The organism is Enterobacter sp. fkY84-1 (genome assembly GCF_052974705.1).
The window spans coordinates 3,777,784-3,792,435 of sequence record NZ_CP169393.1; the positions used below are offsets into that span (position 1 = coordinate 3,777,784).

Consider the following 14,652-nt stretch of genomic DNA (forward strand, 5'->3'; position numbering starts at 1 on the left):
CTGATTATCGATTGTTTTGTGCTGAGCCCTGATTGCGTTTAGACGCATCCGGAACCAGACGATAAAAGGTTTCGCCCGGCTTAGTCATACTGAGTTCATTGCGTGCGCGTTCCTCAATCGCCTCTTGCCCGCCATTGAGGTCATCAATTTCAGCGAAGAGTTGATCGTTTCGCGCCTTAAGTTTGGCGTTTGTTGCCTGCTGAGCCGCGACGTCATCGCTCACCCGGCTATAGTCGTGCAGTCCGTTCTTACCGAACCACAGCGAATATTGCAGCCAGATTAGCAAAGCCAGCAACAGCAGCGTTAGTTTACCCATCCTGCCCCCTGAAAAACGGCATCATCATCCCAAGACTTCCCCAGAGCACTACGCCGGGGTAACAGAGATGCCGCAACATCGCGGGCAAATGTACCACATTTTTTCCGCAGAATCGTCCTGCTCAATATCGTTACACAGTTGGTTACGGTTTGAATTATGGCTGAAGTTAGCCCATGAGCCACAAAAATAACAGACCAAACATCAGCACCACCGTCACAATCGTGACCACGGTACTGTACAGGAGCTTGCCGTTGAGCAGCGAGTGCAGCGCAATGCCGACGACAACCGCCACGGGCATCAGCGCCAGAAAGAAAGGCCAGGTGTAGAGAAAGAAGAACAGCGTGTTTCCGCCGTAGATAAGAAACGGGATACCCAGCGCCAGCAACCATGAGACGAAGCCAATGATGGCCCCAGGAAATGACCAGGTCGTTTCGTCGTCGGTCGCAAGCGGCTCCGACCCGGTGGTGGTGATGTAATGTTCACTGTTGCGCATAGCTAGTCCTGTGACCGTGACTCATCGTTCGGGAAGACAGCTCCCGAACGATACCGTCTCAGGATCTGATAATATCGTCCCGTCTGAGCAGGTCTAATAATTGGCTTACTAAATTTGTTACCAATTGTTGACCCTCCAGGTGAATTTCTGGCGATTCAGGCGCTTCGTATACCGCGTCAATGCCGGTGAAGTTGCGCAATTCTCCGGCACGCGCTTTTTTGTACAACCCTTTCGGGTCGCGCGCTTCGCAAACCTCCAGCGGCGTATCCACAAACACTTCGATAAAGCGATCCTGTCCGACCCGTTCGCGCACCATCTGGCGCTCGGCGCGGTGTGGAGAGATAAATGCGGTCAGCACCACCAGCCCGGCGTCGGCCATCAGGCTGGCAACCTCCCCGACCCGGCGGATGTTCTCTTTGCGGTCGTCGTCGCTGAACCCTAAATCGCTGCACAGGCCATGGCGCACGTTGTCGCCATCCAGCAGGTACGTGCTTACGCCCTGCTGATGCAATGCCTCTTCCAGCGCGCCCGCCACCGTCGATTTACCCGAGCCGGACAGCCCGGTAAACCACAGCACAACTCCACGGTGACCGTGGAGTTGTTCGCGCTGGGCGACGGTGACCGGATGAGGATGCCAGACGACGTTCTCATCATGGGCAGCCATTACTTGCCTCCCAGCAGATCGCGCGCGCCCCAGTGCGGGAAGTGCTTACGCACCAGCGCGTTCAGTTCCAGCTCAAAGGCGCTGAATTCTGAAGCCGCGGACGCCTGTTCGTTTGGCTCACGGACCATCCCCGCGCCGACGGTGACGTTCGTCAGGCGGTCAATAAAGATAAGCCCGCCCGTCACCGGATTTTGCTGATACGGATCCAGCACCAGCGGTTCGTCAAAGGTCAGATCGACCAGACCAATACCGTTCAGCGGCAGCTCGGTGACCTCGCGCTGGGTCAGGTTGTTGATGTCCACCTGGAACTGAATACCGTCCACGCGGGCGCGGGTCTTCTTGCCGGCGATTTTGATGTCGTAGCTCTGGCCCGGCGTCAGCGGTTGCTCCGCCATCCACACCACATCCACGGAAGCCCCCTGCACGGCGGCCAGCGTTTCCTGGGCATCCACCAGCAGATCGCCCCGGCTGATATCAATCTCGTCTTTCAGCACCAGCGTAACCGCTTCACCGGCGCCTGCGTCCTGCAGGTCACCGTCGAAGGTGACGATGCGTGCGATGGTCGATTCCACGCCGGATGGCAGCACCTTGACGCGCTGACCCACCTTCACGGCGCCTGACGCGAGAGTACCGGAGAAACCGCGGAAGTCGAGGTTAGGACGGTTCACGTACTGCACTGGGAAGCGCATCGGCTGAGTGTCGACCACGCGCTGAATTTCAACCGTCTCCAGCACCTCCAGCAGCGTCGGGCCGCTGTACCACGGCATGTTCGCGCTCTGGGAGGCGACGTTATCCCCTTCCAGCGCCGAGAGCGGCACAAAGCGGATATCCAGGTTGCCCGGCAGCTGTTCGGCAAAGGTCAGATAGCTCTGGCGGATCTCCTCGAACTTCTCTTCGCTGAAGTTCACCAGATCCATCTTGTTGACCGCCACCACCAGGTGTTTGATCCCCAGCAGCGTGGAGATAAAGCTGTGGCGACGGGTCTGATCCAGCACGCCTTTACGGGCGTCGATCAGCAGGATCGCCAGGTCGCAGGTCGACGCGCCGGTCGCCATATTGCGGGTGTACTGTTCGTGCCCCGGGGTGTCGGCAATAATAAATTTGCGCTTCTCGGTAGAGAAATAGCGGTAGGCCACATCGATGGTGATGCCCTGCTCGCGCTCCGCCTGCAGGCCATCCACCAGCAGCGCCAGATCCAGCTTTTCGCCCTGGGTACCGTGACGCTTACTGTCGTTATGCAGGGAGGAGAGCTGATCTTCATAAATCTGGCGCGTATCGTGCAGCAGGCGGCCAATCAGGGTACTTTTCCCGTCATCCACGCTGCCGCAGGTCAGAAAACGCAGCAGGCTTTTGTGTTGTTGCGCGTGCAGATACGCTTCCACGCCGCCTTCGTTGGCAATTTGTTGAGCAATAGTGGTATTCATGGCGGCTCCTTAGAAATAACCCTGACGTTTCTTCAGCTCCATGGAGCCTGCCTGGTCGCGGTCAATCACGCGCCCCTGTCGCTCGCTGGTGGTCGACACCAGCATCTCTTCGATGATCTCCGGCAGCGTCTGGGCGTTGGATTCCACCGCGCCGGTCAGCGGCCAGCAGCCGAGGGTGCGGAAACGCACCATCTGTTTTTTGATCACTTCACCCGGCTGCAGGTCGATGCGATCGTCGTCGATCATCATCAGCATGCCGTCACGCTCCAGCACCGGGCGCTCGGCGGCCAGATACAGCGGAACGATCTCGATGTTTTCCAGATAGATGTACTGCCAGATATCCAGCTCGGTCCAGTTGGAGAGCGGGAAGACGCGGATGCTTTCGCCCTTGTTAATCTGGCCGTTGTAGTTGTGCCACAGCTCCGGACGCTGGTTTTTGGGGTCCCAGCGGTGGAAGCGGTCGCGGAACGAATAGATACGCTCTTTAGCGCGGGACTTCTCTTCGTCACGGCGCGCGCCGCCGAAGGCCGCGTCAAAACCGTATTTGTTCAGCGCCTGCTTCAGCCCTTCGGTTTTCATGATATCGGTGTGTTTGGCGCTGCCGTGCACGAACGGGTTAATGCCCATCGCCACCCCTTCCGGGTTTTTATGCACCAGCAGCTCGCAGCCGTAGGCTTTCGCGGTACGATCGCGGAACTCGTACATCTCGCGGAATTTCCAGCCGGTGTCCACGTGCAGCAGCGGGAACGGCAGCGTGCCCGGATAAAACGCTTTACGCGCCAGATGCAGCATGACGCTGGAATCTTTGCCGATGGAGTACATCATCACCGGGTTAGAAAACTCGGCGGCCACTTCGCGGATAATATGGATACTTTCCGCTTCGAGCTGCCGCAGGTGTGTAAGACGTTTTTGGTCCATAACCGTTCCTTAAGCCAAATTTACAACAGAAGAACCAAAGCCTTCTGTATCGGTTGTGTGCTGAAACCAGGCGAGCGTGCTGTGCAGCTGCACCACTTCCCCCACCACGATCAGGGCAGGCATCGGGGCATCTTTCGCCAGGGTTGCAAGGTCTTGAAGTGTGCCGACAGCAACATGCTGATCGACGCGCGTGCCGCGAGAAATGACGGCGACGGGGGTCGTCGCCTCGCGACCGTGCTGAATAAGCTGTTCGCTGATGTCCGCCGCCTTCATCGTGCCCATGTATATCGCCAGCGTCTGGCGGCTCTGGGCGAGATGCGACCAGTCGAACGGCGTGCTGTCCGCCTTGTAGTGGCCGGTCACAAAGGTGACGCTCTGGGCGTAATCGCGGTGGGTCAACGGGATACCGGCGTAGGCCGTTACCGCAGAAGCCGCCGTGATGCCGGGCACCACCTGGAACGGAACGCCCGCTTCGGCTGCCGCCTGCAGCTCTTCGCCGCCGCGACCGAAAATGAACGGATCGCCCCCCTTCAGGCGCACCACGGTTTTGCCCGCTTTCGCGGCGTCAATTAGCATCTGGTTGGTGTCGTGCTGCGGCACCGAGTGTTCGCCCGCCCGTTTGCCGACGCAGATTTGCTCCGCGTCGCGACGGATCAGCTCGCGCACGCCGTCGGTGACCAGGTGGTCGTAGAACACCACGTCCGCATCCTGCAGCACCTGCAGGCCGCGCAGCGTCAGGAGCCCGGCATCGCCCGGCCCCGCGCCCACCAGAATGATCTCCCCGCCCGTACTGCCGGGGTTATCCAGTTCGTCCTCGAGGATTTTCTGCGCCGCTGTCTCATTACCGGCATGCATCAGGCTGGCAAAGCGGCCGCGAAACACGCGTTCCCAGAAGCGACGGCGTTCCGTCACGCTGGTCAGGCGGGTTTTCAGATGGTTGCGCCAGTAGCTGGCTTTCTCCGCCATGCGCCCGAGGCTGGTCGGCAGCAGCGCTTCGATTTTTTCCCGCAGCACGCGCGCCAGCACCGGTGCGGTACCGCCGGAGGAGATCGCCACCAGCAGCGGCGAACGGTCAACGATCGACGGGAAAATAAACGAGCATAAAGGCTGGTCGTCCACCACGTTCACCAGGCGGTAACGGGCCTGAGCGGCGTCGGAGATCCGCTGGTTCAGTTCACGATCGTCGGTCGCCGCAATTACCAGCACGACGCTGTCGATTTGTGACTCGTCGAAATCCGTCTCTTCAACGACCTGCACCTGGGCCCCTGCGCGCTGCAGAAACGCGATTTTACGATCGGCGATTTCACCCGTGCCAACCACCAGCACCGGTTTCTCTTTAATCGCAGCAAATAAGGGCAGATAGTCCACAGGCAACAACTCACTAACAACGAGGAATAGAGGGACTATAGGGGGCGGCTTAGACCGAATGAAATTACGAATTGGAATGAGTAGTTACTCAATGGAATAACGCTGTGAAAAAGCTAATACCAAAAAGTGCTTAACGCGCGAAATTTCGGGCATTTAAGAACGATTCAAATTGTGTATGGACGATCACAGTTTCATACTAGGCGGGTTATTATTTTGCTCTGTTTTTAAGGACTCACTATGTTTTCCGCAACGCGCCACCGTATTGCTGCCCTGGCGCTCGGCGTTTGCTTTATTCTTCCTGCCCAGGCAAAAAACCAACCTTATGGTGAAATCGCCACTATGCAGGCGCGGCATATTGCCACCGTTTTCCCTGGCCGCATGACCGGATCGCCTGCGGAAATGCTCTCCGCGGACTATCTTCGCCAGCAGTTTGCCGACATGGGTTACCAGAGCGATATCCGATCGTTTCACAGCCGCTACGTCTATACCTCACGCAATAAAACGAAAAACTGGCATAACGTGACCGGCAGTACGGTGATTGCGGCCCACGAAGGCAGCGCAAAAGAGCAAATTATCATTATGGCGCACCTTGATACCTACGCCCCGATGAGTGACGCCGATACGGATAACAATCTTGGCGGGCTGACGCTGCAGGGCATGGACGACAATGCCGCAGGCCTGGGCGTGATGCTCGAACTGGCCGAGCGGATGAAAGATATTCCCACCCAATATGGCATTCGTTTTGTTGCCACCAGCGGTGAGGAAGAGGGCAAACTCGGCGCTGAGAATCTCCTTAAGCGTATGAGCGCTGAGGAGAAGAAAAATACGCTGCTGGTGATCAACCTCGATAACCTGATCGTCGGCGACAAGCTCTATTTCAACAGCGGGCAGAGTACGCCGGGTACCGTGCGGAAACTGACGCGCGACCGGGCCCTGGCGATAGCCCGCAGCCATGGGGTTTATGCCACCAGCAATCCCGGCGGTAACCCGGATTATCCGCGAGGCACAGGCTGCTGCAACGACGGGGAAGTGTTCGATAAGGCGGGCATTCCGGTGCTGTACGTGGAAGCGACGAACTGGGCGCTGGGCAAAAAAGATGGCTACCAGCAGCGGGCTAAATCGAAGGCCTTCCCGGACGGGACGAGCTGGCACAACGTGATGCTGGACAATCAGCAGCACATCGATCGCGCGCTGCCGCAGCGGATTGAACACCGCAGTCGTGATGTGGTGAAGGTGATGCTGCCGCTGGTGAAGGAGCTGGCGAAAGCGGGGAAAGCCTGAGGCCGTTAAGCATAGTGCGGCCTGATGCCCTCACCCCACCCCTCTCTTAAGCCTTTGTAGGCCCGGTAAGCGCAGCGCCACCGGGCAAAAAGGTTATCACCCTTCGTGCAACCCGCACTCGCGCTTCAGCCCGAAGAATCGCGTCTCTTCTTCCGCCATGCCCGGTTCCCACTTACGCGTGGTGTGGGTATCGCCCACCGACAGATAGCCCTGGTCCCACAGCGGATGGTATTTCAGCCCGTGCTTTTGCAGGTACTGGTACACCGTCCGGTTATCCCAGTCGATAATCGGCAGCACTTTAAACACCCCGCGCTGCACCGCCAGCACCGGTAAGGTTGCCCGGCTGCCGGACTGCTCACGGCGCAGGCCCGCAAACCACGTCTGCGCATTAAGCTCTTTCAGCGCCCGGTTCATCGGCTCAACTTTGTTGATCTCATTGTATTTCTCAATGCCCTCAACCCCCTGCTCCCACAGCTTGCCGTAGCGCGCCTCCTGCCAGGCCGCGCTTTCCGTCGCGCGGTAAACTTTCAGGTTCAGCCTGAGCTTGTCCGTCAGCTCGTCAATGAACTGGTAGGTTTCCGGGAACAGATAGCCGGTATCGGTGAGGATCACCGGAATGTCCGGACGGATCTGATTCACCAGATGCAAACTGACCGCCGCCTGAATACCAAAGCTTGACGAGAGCACATACTCTCCCGGCAGGTTTTCCAGCGCCCACGCCACGCGCCCTTCAGCGTCCAGCTTTTCAAGGTGGGCATTGGTTTCTGCCAGCGCCAGAATGCGTTCGACTTTTGGCAGGTCATTAAGGGCGTTTAGATCGAGTACGGACATAATTACCTCTCGTGTTTACTCCCAGAAATCCCTGGCGGGATCGAGCACCGGGCGAATGATGCCCGCACGCACCGTAAAGTCGCCGAAGCCTTCACCCGCTTCGCGCTCTTTCGCCCAGCGCCCGACAAGCTCGTCGATGGAATCAAGAATTTCCGGCTCGGTGATGTTCTCGCGGAACATACGCGGAATGCGCGTGCCGATACGGTTACCGCCCAGGTGCAGGTTGTAGCGCCCCGGCGCTTTCCCCACCAGCCCCAGTTCGGCCAGCATCGCGCGACCGCAGCCGTTCGGGCAGCCCGTCACGCGCATAACAATATGCTCGTCCGGAATGCCGTGTTTTTCCAGAATCGCTTCTACCTTGTCAGTGAATGACGGCAGGAAACGTTCCGCTTCCGCCATCGCCAGCGGACAGGTCGGGAACGACACGCAGGCCATTGAGTTTTCACGCTGCGGCTTCACCGCATCCATCAACCCATGTTCGCGCGCCAGCTTCTCGATCTTCGCCTTCTGGCTTTCCGGCACGCCGGCAATGATCAGGTTCTGGTTAGCCGTAATGCGGAACTCGCCCTTATGGATCTTCGCAATTTCCAGCAGGCCGGTTTTCAGCGGACGCCCCGGATAATCCAGAATACGGCCGTTTTCGATAAACAGCGTCAGGTGCCATTTATTGTCGATACCCTTCACCCAGCCAATGCGATCGCCGCGACCGGTGAATTCGTAAGGGCGGATCGGCTCAAACTTGATGCCCGCGCGACGCTCCACTTCCGCTTTGAACGTCTCCACGCCCACGCGCTCCAGGGTATATTTGGTTTTCGCGTTTTTACGGTCGGTACGGTTACCCCAGTCGCGCTGGGTCGTCACCACCGCTTCCGCCACGGCCAGCGTGTGCTCCAGCGGCAGGAAGCCGAACTCGCTCGCGGTGCGGGCATAGGTTTTCTTGTTACCGTGCTCAATGGACAGGCCGCCGCCCACCAGCAGGTTAAAGCCCACCAGCTTGCCGTTTTCGGCAATCGCCACGAAGTTCATGTCGTTGGCGTGCAGGTCGATATCGTTCTGCGGCGGGATCACTACCGTGGTTTTAAACTTACGCGGCAGGTAGGTCTGGCCGAGGATCGGCTCTTCATCGGTGGTCGCGACTTTTTCCTGATCGAGCCAGATCTCCGCATAGGCGCGCGTGCGCGGCAGCAGGTGCTCGGAGATCTTCTTCGCCCACTCGTACGCTTCAGCGTGCAGCTCGGACTCATACGGGTTCGAGGTGCAGAGCACGTTACGGTTCATGTCGTTGGCGGTCGCCAGCGCGTCCAGCCCAACGGAGTGCAGCATCTGGTGCACCGGCTTGACGTTCTTCTTCAGAATGCCGTGGAACTGGAAGGTCTGACGGTTGGTCAGACGGATGCTGCCGTAGATCGTGTTTTCACCGGCAAACTTGTCGATCGCCTGCCACTGTTTGGTGGTAATCACCCCACCCGGCAGACGGCAGCGCAGCAGCATCGCGTGACGCGGCTCCAGCTTCTGCTCTGCACGCTCGGCGCGGATGTCGCGGTCGTCCTGCTGGTACATGCCGTGGAAACGGATCAGCAGGAAGTTGTCGCCTTTGAAACCGCCGGTGAGACCGTCATTCAGATCTTCAGCAATGGTGCCACGCAGATAGTTGCTTTCCAGCTTCATGCGCTCGGCGTCTGTCAGTTTACCTTCGACCACCAGTGGCCCTGGATGTTTTTCGCTCATTAGTAGACATCTCGCTGATAACGGCGCTCAACGCGCAGCTCACTTAAAAATTCATCCGCCGCTTCGGCATCCATACCGCCGAATTCGGCAATCACTTCCAGCAAAGTCTGTTCAACGTCTTTCGCCATGCGATTGGCGTCGCCGCAGACATAAATGTGGGCACCGTCATTGATCCAGCGCCACAGCTCTGCGCCCTGTTCGCGCAGTTTGTCTTGTACGTATACTTTTTCTTTCTGGTCGCGGGACCAGGCCAGATCGATGCGGGTCAGTACGCCTTCTTTCACATAGCGCTGCCACTCCACCTGGTAGAGGAAATCTTCCGTAAAGTGCGGGTTGCCGAAGAACAGCCAGTTTTTACCCGGCGCGCCGTCTGCCGCACGCTGCTGCATGAAGGCGCGGAACGGCGCAATGCCGGTGCCCGGGCCAATCATGATGACCGGCGTTTCCGGGTTTGCAGGCAGGCGGAAGTTGTCGTTGTGCTCGATAAAGACGCGCACTTCGCCCTCTTCTTCCACGCGGTCTGCCAGGAAGCCCGATGCCCCACCCGTACGGGCGCGGCCTTCGATGTCGTAGCGCACCACGCCGACGGTGATATGCACTTCGCTCTCCACCTCGGCCTGAGACGAGGCAATGGAGTACAGGCGTGGGGTCAGCGGACGCAGCAGGCCGATCAGCGCATCGGCATCCAGCTGAGCCGGAGAGAAGCGCACCATATCGACAATTGGCGTCGTCGCGGCGTAATGCTGCAGCTTCGCCTTGTCGCCCACCAGCGGCAGCAGGGATTCGCTGCGCGTTAAGGTGGCATAATTTTCGACGATATTCGGGGTATTCACCGTCAGCTCAAAATGCCACTGCAACGCTTCAGAAAGCGGCTGCGTTTTGCCGTCAACGGTGACGGGCTCGTCGCCTTTCAGCCACAGCAGCTCAACCAGCTCTTTCACCAGCGCCGGATCGTTCTGATACCAGACGCCCAGCGCATCGCCAGGCTGATAGCGCAGGCCCGAGTCGCCGAGATCGATTTCGATATGGCGAACGTCTTTTTCGGAATCGCGGCCGGTAATTTTCTGGTTCACCGACAGGCTCGCCGCCAGCGGCGCCTCTTTGGTGTACGGGCTGGTGTGGATGTCGTTAACAGCACCCGTCGCGGTGAACACGGCCTGCGTCGACGTCTCTTTCGGCACGCGCGCTTTTAGCACGTCAACGATGCGGGCACGCCATTCAGCGGCGGCGGTCTGGTATTCGACATCTGCGTCAACGCGGTCCAGCAGGCGCTCTGCGCCCAGCTCCGCCAGCCTGCTGTCGAAGTCTTTGCCGGACTGGCAGAAGAATTCATAGGAGGTATCGCCCAGGCCAAAGACGGCAAACGCCGTGCCATCCAGCTTCGGCGCTTTTTTCGAGAACAGGAACTTATGCAGCGCCACCGCTTCTTCTGCGGGTTCACCTTCACCCTGCGTAGAAGCCACCACCACCAGCAGTTTTTCTGACGCGATTTGCTTAAATTTATAATCCCCGGCGTTGACCAGGTTCACGTTCAGCCTGGCGGCCAGCAGGTCGTCACGCAGCGCTTCGGCCACGCGGCGGGCGTTACCCGTCTGCGAGGCGGAAATCAGGGTAATGGCCGGAATTTCTACGGCCGTGGCCGGTGCACCCGCCACAGCGCCAGGCTGCTGATTGAGCATTCCCCAGAAATAGCCGGAGACCCAGGCAAGCTGAGTGGGAGAAAAATCAGAGGTGGCAGCCTGAAGGCGCGCCAGCTGCTCCGGGTTCAGGGGAAGCAAGTTTGAAGGTGGGGCCTGTGTTGTCATGCGTCGTTATGTTCCAGTAGCCAAGCGGACTTTAAGCGAATAAATCCAAACTGAAGATAAGGTTAACGGCGAGGATAATAACAATTAAAGAAGGGATGGAAATAATAAATAACCAAATGGACTAACCTGTTTTGGTTGTCATGCTTAGCGATAAAACCGATTAAATAATTATTTGAAATATAATAAGAAATAGCGATAAACACCCCGTATACGAGGCGGTTGCCGCTCAGAGCCGTTTTAGTTAATGCTAAAAATTGTGCTTTCCGGTACTATGCGGCGGTTTTTTCCGCATTACTGAGAGCGATCATGTCCACCACACTGTTTAAAGATTTCACCTTCGAAGCCGCCCACCACCTTCCGCATGTCCCTGAAGGGCATAAATGTGGCCGTCTGCACGGGCATTCGTTCATGGTGCGTCTTGAGATCACCGGTGAAGTTGATCCGCATACCGGTTGGATCATGGATTTTGCCGAGCTGAAGGCGGCGTTTAAGCCGACCTACGATCGTCTGGATCACTACTACCTGAATGAGATCCCGGGCCTTGAAAACCCGACCAGCGAGGTGCTGGCAAAATGGATTTGGGATCAGATGAAACCGCGGGTACCGCTGCTGAGCGCGGTGATGATCAAAGAGACCTGTACGGCAGGCTGCATCTATCGCGGCGAGTGATGCTTGCCGGGTGCGGCTTCGCCTTACCCGGCCTACAAAAGCCTCGAAACCCAGGCCCGGTAAGCGCTCGCGCCACCGGGCTTTTTTTCAGGCGATATTCAGATACTTGTGCGTCTGCATCGACAGGCGCCAGTTGCGCGCAATACAGGTTTCAATGCACAGGCGCGTTGCATCGTCTTTCTGGCTGATAGGCTGCAGGGCAATGACCCGCTGCTTTTCGTCCGTCAGCGTGGCCAGCAGTTCATCCAGCGCTTCGATATCACGCACGCGCCCTACCGGGTGCTTAATCTCATCCGCGCGCTCCAGCGCCTGAGACAGCACGTCATACCCGCCGCGCATATTCACTTTTGGCGATACCGTCACCCAGGTGGTGTGCGAGCAGCGCACTTCATGGGTGCCGCTGGTTTCGATCTGGCAGCTGTAGCCGTTCTTTTCGAGCAGCTCGGTCAGCGGCGTCAGATCGTGGACGCAGGGTTCACCGCCGGTGATCACCACGTGACGCGCCGTCCAGCCCTGACGACCAATGATGGCGAGCAGATCTTCGGCACTGCCCGCGCCCCACTTATCGCTCTCTTTGGTTTTCGCCAGAATGCTAAACAGCGACACTTCCCGATCTGCGAGCTTATCCCACGTATGTTTGGTATCACACCAGGCACAGCCAACCGGGCATCCCTGTAAACGAATGAAAATAGCGGGAACGCCGGTAAAGTAACCCTCGCCTTGCAGGGTCTGGAACATCTCGTTAATCGGGTACTGCATAGTCATCTCAGTAAAAGGGATAAACGATAAGTATCGCAGATCCCCGCCGGATGGTCATGCTCCATCGGTGCTTTGCGCGTCAATCGCCGCCATAAACCGTTCGGTAATTTGCTGCGGACGGGTGATCGCGCCGCCGACCACCACCGTATGCGCGCCCAGCGCCAGACACCTGGCCGCACGCTCGGGGGTATCCACGTTGCCTTCGGCAACCACGGGCACCGTCACGGCCGCCAGCACCGCCTTCAGGAACGCGCAGTCGTTTTCCGGAAGTGAATGGCCCGCCGTTTCCGCCGTGTAGCCGTAAAGCGTGGTGCCGACGCAGTCAAAGCCCAGCGCCTGCGCCGTCACGGCTTCCTCCACGGAGGAGATATCCGCCATCAGCAGCACCGCGGGATAACGTGCGCGGATGCGTGAGACCAGCGTTTCCAGAGATTCTCCGCCGGGACGTGGCCGCGCCGTCGCATCAAGCGCAATGATGTCCGGCGAGACGCTCATGAGCTCATCCACTTCTTTCATTGTCGCGGTGATAAACACCTCGCTTTCGGGATAATCCCGTTTGATGATGCCGATGACCGGCAAAGACACCTGCTGCCTGATGGCCTCGATATCCACCACGCTGTTCGCGCGAATGGCTGCAGCCCCGCCCTGTGCCGCAGCCAGCGCCATGCGCGACATAATAAACGGGCTGTGCAGCGGTTCATTTTCCAGCGCCTGACAGGAGACGACCAGTTTTCCCTTCAGGGTATCCAGTACAGTTTTCATTACGATAAGATCTCTTCCACTTCGTTTTTGATAATCGTGACGTGCGGGCCATAAATGACCTGAACGCCGTTGCCGCGCACGATAACGCCGCACGCCCCGGTGGCTTTCAGTGCCGACTCATTCACTTTGCTGCCGTCTTTAACCGTGACGCGAAGACGCGTGGCGCAGCAGTCCACCTCGTCCAGATTCTCTTTTCCGCCTAATCCGGCGATCACCGCGGCTGCGCGTTCGTTTTGCGGCAGACTGACCTCATCAGCCATCGCCTCCTTTTCCCGACCTGGCGTCGCGAAATCAAAGCGGTTAATCAGATAGCGGAAGGTAAAGTAGTAAAGGAAGAACCACGGTACGCCGACCAGCGGAACGAACATCCAGTTGGTTTTGGCTTCTCCCTGCAAAATGCCGAACAGCACGAAGTCGATGAAACCGCCGGAGAAGGTTTGCCCGATGGTGATATGCAGCATGTGCGCGAGCATGAATGCCAGCCCGTCAAACAGCGCATGGATGACGTAGAGCACCGGCGCAATAAACAGGAACGAGAATTCGATAGGCTCGGTAATCCCGGTCAGGAACGAGGTTAACGCCGCAGAAAGCAGCAGCCCGGCAACGCGTTTTTTGTTCTCGGGTTTTGCCGTGTGGTACATCGCCAGGCACGCCCCGAGCAGGCCAAACATCATCGTAATAAAGCGCCCGGACATGAAGCGTGACGTGCCCTCATAGAAATGTTGCGTGTTCGGGTCAGCCAGCTGAGCGAAGAAGATCCGCTGCGTGCCTTCCACGAGGTGTCCGTTGACGATTTCACTCCCGCCAAGCGCGGTGGTCCAGAAAGGCAGATAGAAGATGTGGTGCAGACCGAACGGGCCCAGCATGCGTAAAATGAAGCCGTACAGCAAAGTGCCCAGATAGCCGGTCGCATCCACCAGCCCGCCGAGACCAAAAATCAGCTTCTGGAAATGCGGCCAGACCACGGTCATGAGCGCACCGACGAGTATCGCCGCCAGCGAGCTGATGATAGGAACAAAGCGCGAGCCGCCAAAAAAGCCCAGGAACTGCGGAAGTGCAATCTTGTTAAACCGATGATGGAGCGCGCAGGTTACCAGCCCAATCACCACGCCGCCAAAGACGCCGGTTTCCAGCGTCTGAATACCCAGCGTCATGCCCTGCCCCACCGCACCCGGGTTCTCATGCGCCAGTTTGCCGGTGAGGATCAGCAGCGCGTTGATGGTGGCATTCATCACCAGAAACGCGAGTAACGCCGCCAGCCCCGCCGTGCCCTTATCGCTTTTTGCCAGCCCGACGGCGACCCCAACCGCAAACAGCACCGAGAGGTTCGCAAACACGATGGATCCTGCGCTGCTCATGATGGTGAAAATGGCCTGCAGCCAGCTCACGTCTAAAAACGGATAGGCCGCCAGCGTGTTGGGATTGGATAGCGCGCCGCCTATCCCCAGCAGCAGACCCGCCGCAGGCAGCACGGCAATCGGCAACATAAAGGATTTGCCAAAGCGCTGCGCTTTTTCAAACCATCCCCCTGAAGAAGCCCCACTGAATATTTGCATCATTTTTTCATCCCCCCATTAATAGATGAAAATTTTTACCATATTAATTTTAAATAGTGAAAATTATCATCAAAAACC

The 14,652-nt window shown here is 58.0% G+C and carries 14 protein-coding genes; 2 read left to right on the forward strand and 12 right to left on the reverse strand.

Going from position 1 to position 14,652, the window contains the following annotated elements:
* Nucleotides 1–4: 4 nt before the first annotated feature.
* The 6 genes from ftsB to cysG all read right to left on the reverse strand — a co-directional run bounded on the left by ftsB (nt 5) and on the right by cysG (nt 5,174).
* Complete coding sequence (gene ftsB / locus ACEPLT_RS18040; protein ID WP_008499609.1) at nt 5–316, reverse strand: cell division protein FtsB; 312 nt, start codon at nt 314–316, stop codon at nt 5–7.
* A gap of 166 nt (nt 317–482) precedes the next feature.
* On the reverse strand, nt 483–809 hold the full coding sequence (locus ACEPLT_RS18045; RefSeq protein WP_008499610.1) for a DUF3561 family protein: 327 nt from the start codon (nt 807–809) through the stop codon (nt 483–485).
* Nucleotides 810–867: 58 nt separating this feature from the next.
* Nucleotides 868–1,473: an adenylyl-sulfate kinase gene (gene cysC / locus ACEPLT_RS18050; RefSeq protein WP_021241908.1), complete on the reverse strand. Its 606-nt coding sequence runs from the start codon at nt 1,471–1,473 to the stop codon at nt 868–870.
* Nucleotides 1,473–2,897 carry a sulfate adenylyltransferase subunit CysN gene (gene cysN, locus ACEPLT_RS18055; protein WP_039265531.1) on the reverse strand — a complete coding sequence of 475 codons (1,425 nt, stop codon included), beginning with the start codon at nt 2,895–2,897 and terminating at the stop codon, nt 1,473–1,475. Before cysN ends, cysC begins: the two co-directional genes overlap by 1 nt.
* 9 nt (nt 2,898–2,906) lie before the next feature.
* The gene (gene cysD / locus ACEPLT_RS18060; protein WP_008499613.1) at nt 2,907–3,815 is read right to left on the reverse strand and encodes a sulfate adenylyltransferase subunit CysD; all 909 of its coding nucleotides are present in this window, start codon (nt 3,813–3,815) and stop codon (nt 2,907–2,909) included.
* A 9-nt stretch (nt 3,816–3,824) separates the two neighbouring features.
* The gene (gene cysG, locus ACEPLT_RS18065) at nt 3,825–5,174 is read right to left on the reverse strand and encodes a siroheme synthase CysG (RefSeq protein WP_165614934.1); all 1,350 of its coding nucleotides are present in this window, start codon (nt 5,172–5,174) and stop codon (nt 3,825–3,827) included.
* A 246-nt stretch (nt 5,175–5,420) separates the two neighbouring features.
* Between cysG and ACEPLT_RS18070 the strand changes: the two genes are divergently transcribed.
* Nucleotides 5,421–6,464 (forward strand): aminopeptidase, encoded by a 1,044-nt coding sequence (locus tag ACEPLT_RS18070; RefSeq protein WP_008499615.1) that lies wholly within the window; start codon nt 5,421–5,423, stop codon nt 6,462–6,464.
* Between the two features lie 96 nt (nt 6,465–6,560).
* Here ACEPLT_RS18070 and cysH read toward each other — a convergent pair whose 3' ends face one another.
* Genes cysH through cysJ form a run of 3 tightly spaced genes read right to left on the reverse strand, consistent with a single transcriptional unit; the run spans nt 6,561 to nt 10,828 of the window.
* Nucleotides 6,561–7,295, reverse strand: coding sequence for a phosphoadenosine phosphosulfate reductase (gene cysH / locus ACEPLT_RS18075; protein ID WP_008499616.1), 735 nt, complete (start codon nt 7,293–7,295; stop codon nt 6,561–6,563).
* 15 nt (nt 7,296–7,310) lie between these two features.
* Nucleotides 7,311–9,023 (reverse strand): assimilatory sulfite reductase (NADPH) hemoprotein subunit, encoded by a 1,713-nt coding sequence (gene cysI / locus ACEPLT_RS18080; protein ID WP_008499617.1) that lies wholly within the window; start codon nt 9,021–9,023, stop codon nt 7,311–7,313.
* The gene (gene cysJ, locus ACEPLT_RS18085) at nt 9,023–10,828 is read right to left on the reverse strand and encodes an NADPH-dependent assimilatory sulfite reductase flavoprotein subunit (RefSeq protein ID WP_232927408.1); all 1,806 of its coding nucleotides are present in this window, start codon (nt 10,826–10,828) and stop codon (nt 9,023–9,025) included. The genes cysI and cysJ overlap by 1 nt, the downstream gene beginning before the upstream one ends.
* Nucleotides 10,829–11,134: 306 nt before the next feature.
* On the opposite strand from cysJ, the gene queD reads away from it, so the two are divergent.
* The gene (gene queD / locus ACEPLT_RS18090; protein ID WP_023294450.1) at nt 11,135–11,497 is read left to right on the forward strand and encodes a 6-carboxytetrahydropterin synthase QueD; all 363 of its coding nucleotides are present in this window, start codon (nt 11,135–11,137) and stop codon (nt 11,495–11,497) included.
* 87 nt (nt 11,498–11,584) lie between these two features.
* On the opposite strand, the gene queE is transcribed toward queD, so the two are convergent.
* From queE to ACEPLT_RS18105, 3 genes are read right to left on the reverse strand one after another with little or no spacing between them, the layout of a single operon-like run.
* Complete coding sequence (queE, locus tag ACEPLT_RS18095) at nt 11,585–12,256, reverse strand: 7-carboxy-7-deazaguanine synthase QueE (RefSeq protein WP_126348668.1); 672 nt, start codon at nt 12,254–12,256, stop codon at nt 11,585–11,587.
* Nucleotides 12,257–12,310: 54 nt separating this feature from the next.
* Nucleotides 12,311–13,018, reverse strand: coding sequence for an N-acetylmannosamine-6-phosphate 2-epimerase (locus ACEPLT_RS18100; protein WP_046091899.1), 708 nt, complete (start codon nt 13,016–13,018; stop codon nt 12,311–12,313).
* Nucleotides 13,018–14,577, reverse strand: coding sequence for a PTS transporter subunit EIIC (locus ACEPLT_RS18105; RefSeq protein ID WP_126348667.1), 1,560 nt, complete (start codon nt 14,575–14,577; stop codon nt 13,018–13,020). Before ACEPLT_RS18105 ends, ACEPLT_RS18100 begins: the two co-directional genes overlap by 1 nt.
* Between the last annotated feature and the right edge of the window lie 75 nt (nt 14,578–14,652).